The sequence below is a fragment of the Acinetobacter lwoffii genome (assembly GCF_024129435.1).
GTDB classification, from domain to species: Bacteria; Pseudomonadota; Gammaproteobacteria; order Pseudomonadales; family Moraxellaceae; genus Acinetobacter; species Acinetobacter lwoffii_F.
Genome location: NZ_JAMXXN010000050.1, coordinates 1 through 5,829, shown reverse-complemented (window position 1 = coordinate 5,829; position 5,829 = coordinate 1). Strand labels below are relative to the sequence as shown.

The 5,829-nt window shown below is 38.0% G+C and carries 9 protein-coding genes; 3 read left to right on the top strand and 6 right to left on the bottom strand.

Annotated elements, in window-relative coordinates; translation table 11 throughout:
- On the top strand, positions 1–261 hold a 261-nt coding region (locus tag NI455_RS14980), incomplete at its 5' end, for a tetratricopeptide repeat protein (RefSeq protein ID WP_253114851.1).
- A 22-nt stretch (positions 262–283) separates the two neighbouring features.
- Here NI455_RS14980 and NI455_RS14975 read toward each other — a convergent pair.
- The 6 genes from NI455_RS14975 to NI455_RS14950 form a co-directional block, all read right to left on the bottom strand.
- Positions 284–580: a HigA family addiction module antitoxin gene (locus NI455_RS14975; protein ID WP_213069658.1), complete on the bottom strand. Its 297-nt coding sequence runs from the start codon at positions 578–580 to the stop codon at positions 284–286.
- Positions 581–590: 10 nt separating this feature from the next.
- Complete coding sequence (locus NI455_RS14970) at positions 591–869, bottom strand: type II toxin-antitoxin system RelE/ParE family toxin (RefSeq protein WP_087704769.1); 279 nt, start codon at positions 867–869, stop codon at positions 591–593.
- Positions 870–1,689: 820 nt separating this feature from the next.
- Positions 1,690–2,505 (bottom strand): hypothetical protein, encoded by an 816-nt coding sequence (locus NI455_RS14965; protein ID WP_107010119.1) that lies wholly within the window; start codon positions 2,503–2,505, stop codon positions 1,690–1,692.
- Positions 2,506–2,586: 81 nt separating this feature from the next.
- On the bottom strand, positions 2,587–3,087 hold the full coding sequence (locus tag NI455_RS14960; RefSeq protein WP_107010120.1) for a hypothetical protein: 501 nt from the start codon (positions 3,085–3,087) through the stop codon (positions 2,587–2,589).
- The gene (locus NI455_RS14955; RefSeq protein ID WP_032491912.1) at positions 3,084–4,013 is read right to left on the bottom strand and encodes a MobA/MobL family protein; all 930 of its coding nucleotides are present in this window, start codon (positions 4,011–4,013) and stop codon (positions 3,084–3,086) included. The genes NI455_RS14960 and NI455_RS14955 overlap by 4 nt, the downstream gene beginning before the upstream one ends.
- Positions 4,013–4,168, bottom strand: a complete 156-nt coding sequence (locus NI455_RS14950) for a hypothetical protein (protein WP_169031083.1) — start codon at positions 4,166–4,168, stop codon at positions 4,013–4,015. The genes NI455_RS14955 and NI455_RS14950 overlap by 1 nt, the downstream gene beginning before the upstream one ends.
- Positions 4,169–4,448: 280 nt before the next feature.
- On the opposite strand from NI455_RS14950, the gene NI455_RS14945 reads away from it, so the two are divergent.
- Complete coding sequence (locus NI455_RS14945) at positions 4,449–4,874, top strand: conjugal transfer protein TraD (RefSeq protein WP_107010121.1); 426 nt, start codon at positions 4,449–4,451, stop codon at positions 4,872–4,874.
- 417 nt (positions 4,875–5,291) lie between these two features.
- Positions 5,292–5,829, top strand: a 538-nt coding sequence (locus NI455_RS14940) for a tetratricopeptide repeat protein (protein WP_253114850.1), incomplete at its 3' end; no start/stop codon positions are given.

The following is a 5,829-nucleotide window of genomic DNA, read 5'->3' as shown; positions in this document are numbered from 1 at the left end:
GATATAAGGAGTCAGAATAATTTAGGCTTTATGTATACTCAAGGCCAAGGTGGGCATAAGGACTTCAATACCGCTAAATTTTGGTACGAGAAAGCGGCTGCTCAAGAGGATACAGACGCTCAGTATAATTTAGGCCTTATATACTTAAATGGAAGAGGTATAGGTAAGGACTTAAATACAGCTAAAAAGTGGTTTAAACAATCCTGCGACAATGGAAATCAACAAGGTTGTGATGAATACCGAATCCTAAACCCACATTAATAAAATTTATTAATATTTTTAGTTAACAATTAACAAAAAATGGTTGAATCTGTGGACGCTGTTTTTGTGATTCCATCCAAAGTGAATACTTAGATTGAACACGCATTAACAGGTCTGCACTGATTCCCAAAGCATCATGCAAGCGTAAAGCTACATCTGCGGTCACTGGCGCTTTACCGTTAATAATTCGAGAAAGTAAAGGACGTGTCACTTGAATACGTTCAGCAAGTTCTGTAATGGTGATCGCTTGTCCTTCTTCTTTTAAGCCATCTAACCATTCTGACACTAACTCACCTGCATGAGCTGGATTATTCATCATCATATTCACCTCAATGGTAGTCCTGATAGTCCACGATATACGCATTACCATCTTTAAAAATAAAAGTCAGACGCCAATTGGCACTCACAGTGATTGACCAATGATCTTTTAATTTACCTTTCAAAGGATGAAGCTTCCATCCAGGAAAATTCATTTCATCAATGCTTTGCGCTTCATTCAAAGCAGTTAATTGTCTTTTTAACTTGGTTGAATGAACAGACTGAATACCTGCTGTAGAACTGGTTTTAAAAAATCGTTCCAGTCCCTTATGATTAAAATCTACAATCACAAAAAATCATCCTTTGTATAGTTTTAATATACAGCAATTCGTTCAGTAAAACTATACAGAAATATAGAATCAAATAAAATCAAAAGCCTTAAAAACAAATGTGCTCACTCTCTCAACTCGCCCCCAAAGCGTCGCACTTCGTGCTTTGGCTTTGGTGAACGGTTGAGAGAGTTTCGGCAATACTCACCCTAAGGGCAGTCATTTAAAAAAATGACCTATCCCCTAAGTATTGCCGATTTACCTGTATATATTTGGCTTCGGAGCCACGTATATCGGTCGTATCCGCACATAGTTTTGCTGACTATGCAGACAAGGACTCAAAGTCTTGCACTTCGCTCCACGCGCTCCCTGTCGTTACATTGCCTGTATCTCTGCGAGGGTTTCCCCAACATGCAACTTAACAAGTCCTATGTAACTACTCCCAACGCTCCGCCTATGTGAAGTTCCCCTGTAAGCGGTTTAGCCTTTCGACTATAGCTACAATACGCCAGTGACACTTATTCCTACCACACGTAATGCATGCCGACCGTAAAACGGACACGCAGAAGCGGGCAAAGCTCGATCTAGGATGCTTATTTGATGGTTTAAAACACGAATTAACGAAGACTTATCATTTTGAGGCTTGATATAAACACTGTTTATTGTGAAAATAGAGTTCAGGTACAAGCCTTTTGGTGAAATCATAACGGTCGCCAAACCTTATGATCTTCGTTACTTGATGTTAGTTCCATCAAATAACTGCGTACCGCTGAATTTACTTGAAAACCCCTCTAAGTTGCAAGACTTAGAGGGGTTTTTGTTTATAATTTTAAATTACAAGTTACTTATCCTTGTTTAAAGCAAATTTTCGCTTCTTAATTACAGTAATTGGCTTTTCTTGTGGAGCCATATTTTTCTGAATGGTTCCCTGCTTCATCTCTACTGGGACAGCACTATTTTCAGTAGTCTTTGGACTAGATTCTTTAGGCTTTGACTCTGTTGGCTTTTGCAGAGTTGCTTCCTTATTTTTAATTTTTATATAAATTTTATGAGCAACTGTATTGTGCTCCTTAATTTCCCTGTTCTTATCAGCCAATTTTTTATACTGTTCTTTAAAAGGTTTTATAAATTTTTTGATGGCTGATAAGAACACGGCTTCTTCAGGATATATGTCCGCTAATGTCTTAGGTGTTTCCTTTTGCACGAAATTGATGAGATCGGCTGGAAATTTTTTAAGAATCTCTGGAGTAGCAAAGCTTACAAAATCATAGTCATGATAAGAAATTACAGCATATCGGGTATTTTTCTTAGTCGGACTTTTAATATAACCTTTGACTGTTGCCTCTCCTTGATCAAGTAACTTTTTCAAATAGAAATCTTTGATTTGGTTTTCTATAAGCGCATTACCTCTATAGAACCTAAGCTTCTGACTGATTTCCGCCTGTTCTTCCAGATTGTCTTCATCAACAAGTTTTAGCTGTTCGGATTGGTCAAGGAATTGAGCATAATTATATTGAGCAAGTTCGGATGTCCAAATCAGCAACTGATCAAGATTTTTAGGCATAGGAACTTTCAAATCATTCAAATCAAGCTTTTTAATGGGCGCAAGTTCTTCTTCCTTAAACTCTGTTCTTTCTAAACTTGATTGCTTTAACATAATAATTTCCTTAACTTCCACTAATTTTAAACATAATAAAAATTATAAATGAGTGCTTAGAGCCTTCATTTTCAGATTCAGCTATTTGGGGTCAATAACGCATAAATCCCCATGCTTCCCATAGCCACACTGCTCTTTCATCACTCGGACGCAAGGCTTGGACTCGTCTCCAACGGCACAACTTTGAATATCAAACTGAATACCTTGCTGCTTTAAACTCTCGATCTTTGGAATATTCTCTAAAGGCTTAATATAAGATGCAAATAACCATGTCATAGTCAGTATGAAAACTGAAAAAACACCTAAGAAAGTGGTGATTAACTTCCATGAAAATTGATCACTGGCTGATTCAATCGAGTTTTTCAAGCGTCCAAGCGCTTTAGCGGTCTTAATAAGTTCTGCTGTACCGTCCTGTAAGCCATCATTTACCGCTTTTGATATAGTGTGGTGGGTTTGCCCAGCAATAGTGCTTTGAATGTGTTCTTTCGTGATTTGAAGCTCTTTAACGGCCTGATTGACTAGGTTCTGCTGTTGTTCTGCAACTGCCATCAGTGCATATAGCTTTTTTTCATCAGGTGTCATCGGCTCATCCCTCTAAACTTCATTGTTTTCTGTTGCTCTCTTTCTAATTTCTGCTGTTGTTTGTACTGTTCCAAAGCAAGCTGTTTAAAGCTGTCAAAATCAGCCTTAAAGCTCTCAATACCCTGTTTAATTTCTTTGTCTGAAATTGGGCTGTTTTTGAGGTCTTTCAGGTCTTTTTTAGGGTCGCCTAAATCTAGTTGCTCAAGCTCTTTATAGGCTATACGTGACTGTTGCAAGGCTTCCCTGATTTCAGGGTCTTTAGCTTGGCTTGGTAATAGTTTCTTTTCGGGTTCTTTCTCTACGCCTTGCTCTTTGTAGCTTCGCATATCAATACGGCTGTCAATTTGGTGTTTTTCTAAATGGCTGTTGCATAAATCTGCCCATCTTTGGCGTAGGTCTTTAATATCGGTTTTTCGTTCCTGGTAAGTCTTGCCTGTATTGTCTTTTTTAGCTCCGCCACGTTCAGGATTCTTGCTGTTATAGCGTTTAAAATATTGCTCTGGATCTCGCTCGATTCCATCTTGTAGACGTTCATTAAACATGAGGTGAACGTGAGGCTGATCGTTGCCGTCCATTGCTTTAGGGTTATGGATCGCAAACTGATACGGATATTTTGAGCCAATTTCAGACTGAATGAAGTCCTCAACCAGTTCTAGGCGTTGCTCGGCATTCATCTCTCTAGGCAGGGCAATTTCATATTCTCGATAGGTACTGCCATTTTTGCGCTCGTAAAGGTCGGCTGCCTGCCAAAAGTTAATCGGATTATGTTCTGCCCATTTCGGCATGTTTCCATAAGCACTATGTTCAAGATCGGTTTCTGCCTGTTCCTGTTTCAGCTTCTTTTCTTCGTCCCGATCTATATATTCGGCATGCGGTGCTGCCTTGCCTGCCTTACCAACTTTGACACTTAAACGAGCAATCGCCATTAGGTTTTATCCTGTTCCTTTTTTTGGTTGCGTTCCTTCTTAAACGCTCTTTGATCGAATATCGAAGCAAGTACCATAATGAGGATGAGTAGCGGTGCTGCGATCACGCCAAAAATAATATCTTTGATCTTTCCCCATACCTGTTTTAGTTGCATGTTGTTGCTCCTAGCGTTGGTACTTCTTTTTTTCATTCAATTTTCAATTGAATGAAAAAAGAAGTTTCAGGGTTTTAGGGATGAAGTCCCTAACGTGCTTAGGTTTCTCAATGAAATTGAGAAACGTCTAAGCGCGCCATCAAACTTTTGATGGAAGTACAGGCGAAATTCTCTAGAACGAACTTTAACAAAATTGCGGACATCGGACGTAATTATTTTGTTATCGTTCTTTGAGAATTGAGCCTGTGCTTTTGCGGCATCTGAATTAATGGAATCAAATATGAATAATGATTGGCTATCTGAAAAAATCACCTATATTTCTGCTTTAAAAAGTCCTAGTGATGTTCAAAAACTTTTATTGGAATTAGCCAAAATCCAATACCGTACACCCGACCAAGAGAAAAAACTGAATGCTTTGATTAAAGCCGAAAAAGCCATAGAACGAGCGAATAAGCAAAAAGTAGCAGTTAGAAAATTACTGAATGCAGAGAAAGAAGCTGAACGTAAAGCGCGTACACGTCACTTGATTCAGTTAGGCGCACTGTTTGAAATTGCTAACCTGGATAAACGGGACCCCGCCGAACTGCTCGGTATACTACTTAAAACAGCGGAGATTGATCCTAACGATATGAAATGGCAGATTTGGAAAGACTTAGGTCAAGAGGTGTTAAATCAACGTAAAAAGACTGAAAAACAAAGTAATTGATTATGCAGTTAAGCTACTTAAAACCGTGGAACATTGCTCACTTATTGATCGTGGAACATGAAAAATCATTAAAAAAGCCCAAGTAGGCATACTTAGGCTTTTTAGGATACGATAAGGCTATGAATTATAAGAAATAATATTTTGCATTTCGTATAATCTGCATTATGTTAATTGTAGGAAAACTTAAATTAAAATACTTAAATAAGCTATTCTTAGTATTTCATGCACACCATCTAACGAATAATAAATTTCTGATATTTGAATCAGAACATTTGTAATATGAAACTAAATATTAAGTGCTACTGAAAGCTATCTTATTGCAGATAAGATTAAAAATAGTAATGGTATAGCTTAACTATTTAAAAAAATGAGAATAAACCCTCATTAAAAAATCTATTTTTATTAAATTTTAACGATATGAAAACGAAAAATTTATCAATATTTTTAACGGTATTATTGATAGCCTGCTCAGATGTTGATGACAATCCGAAACCAGATAGAACGCAATTTGAAATACTGTTAGAAAAAGCTCAGCAAAATGATGCAGAAGCTCAATATAATTTAGGCCGTATGTACCACTATGGTGAAGATGTTCCCCGGGACTTTGCCACCGCTAAGGCTTGGTACGAAAAAGCTGCTGCTCAAGGTCAGTTAGATGCCCAAGTTAATCTAGGCGTTATATATAACAACGGGAGCGGTGTTCCTCAAAACTTTAATACCGCTAAGGCTTGGTACGAAAAAGCGGCTGCTCAAGGTCATGCAGAGGCTCAGTATAATTTAGGTACTATGTATTACTATGGTGGAGGCGTTCCTCAAAACTTTGCTACCGCTAAGGCTTGGTACGAAAAAGCAGCTGCTCAAGGGGATATAAGGAGTCAGAATAATTTAGGCTTTATGTATACTCAAGGCCAAGGTGGGCATAAGGACTTCAATACCGCTAAATTTTGGTACGAGA

Bases quoted from the DNA above. Each gene is read 5' to 3' on its own strand.
- NI455_RS14975 (WP_213069658.1), bottom strand. From the start codon at position 580: ATGATGAATAATCCAGCTCATGCAGGTGAGTTAGTGTCAGAATGGTTA.
- NI455_RS14965 (WP_107010119.1), bottom strand. From the start codon at position 2,505: ATGTTAAAGCAATCAAGTTTAGAAAGAACAGAGTTTAAGGAAGAAGAA.
- NI455_RS14960 (WP_107010120.1), bottom strand. From the start codon at position 3,087: ATGACACCTGATGAAAAAAAGCTATATGCACTGATGGCAGTTGCAGAA.
- NI455_RS14955 (WP_032491912.1), bottom strand. From the start codon at position 4,013: ATGGCGATTGCTCGTTTAAGTGTCAAAGTTGGTAAGGCAGGCAAGGCA.
- NI455_RS14950 (WP_169031083.1), bottom strand. From the start codon at position 4,168: ATGCAACTAAAACAGGTATGGGGAAAGATCAAAGATATTATTTTTGGC.
- NI455_RS14945 (WP_107010121.1), top strand. From the start codon at position 4,449: ATGAATAATGATTGGCTATCTGAAAAAATCACCTATATTTCTGCTTTA.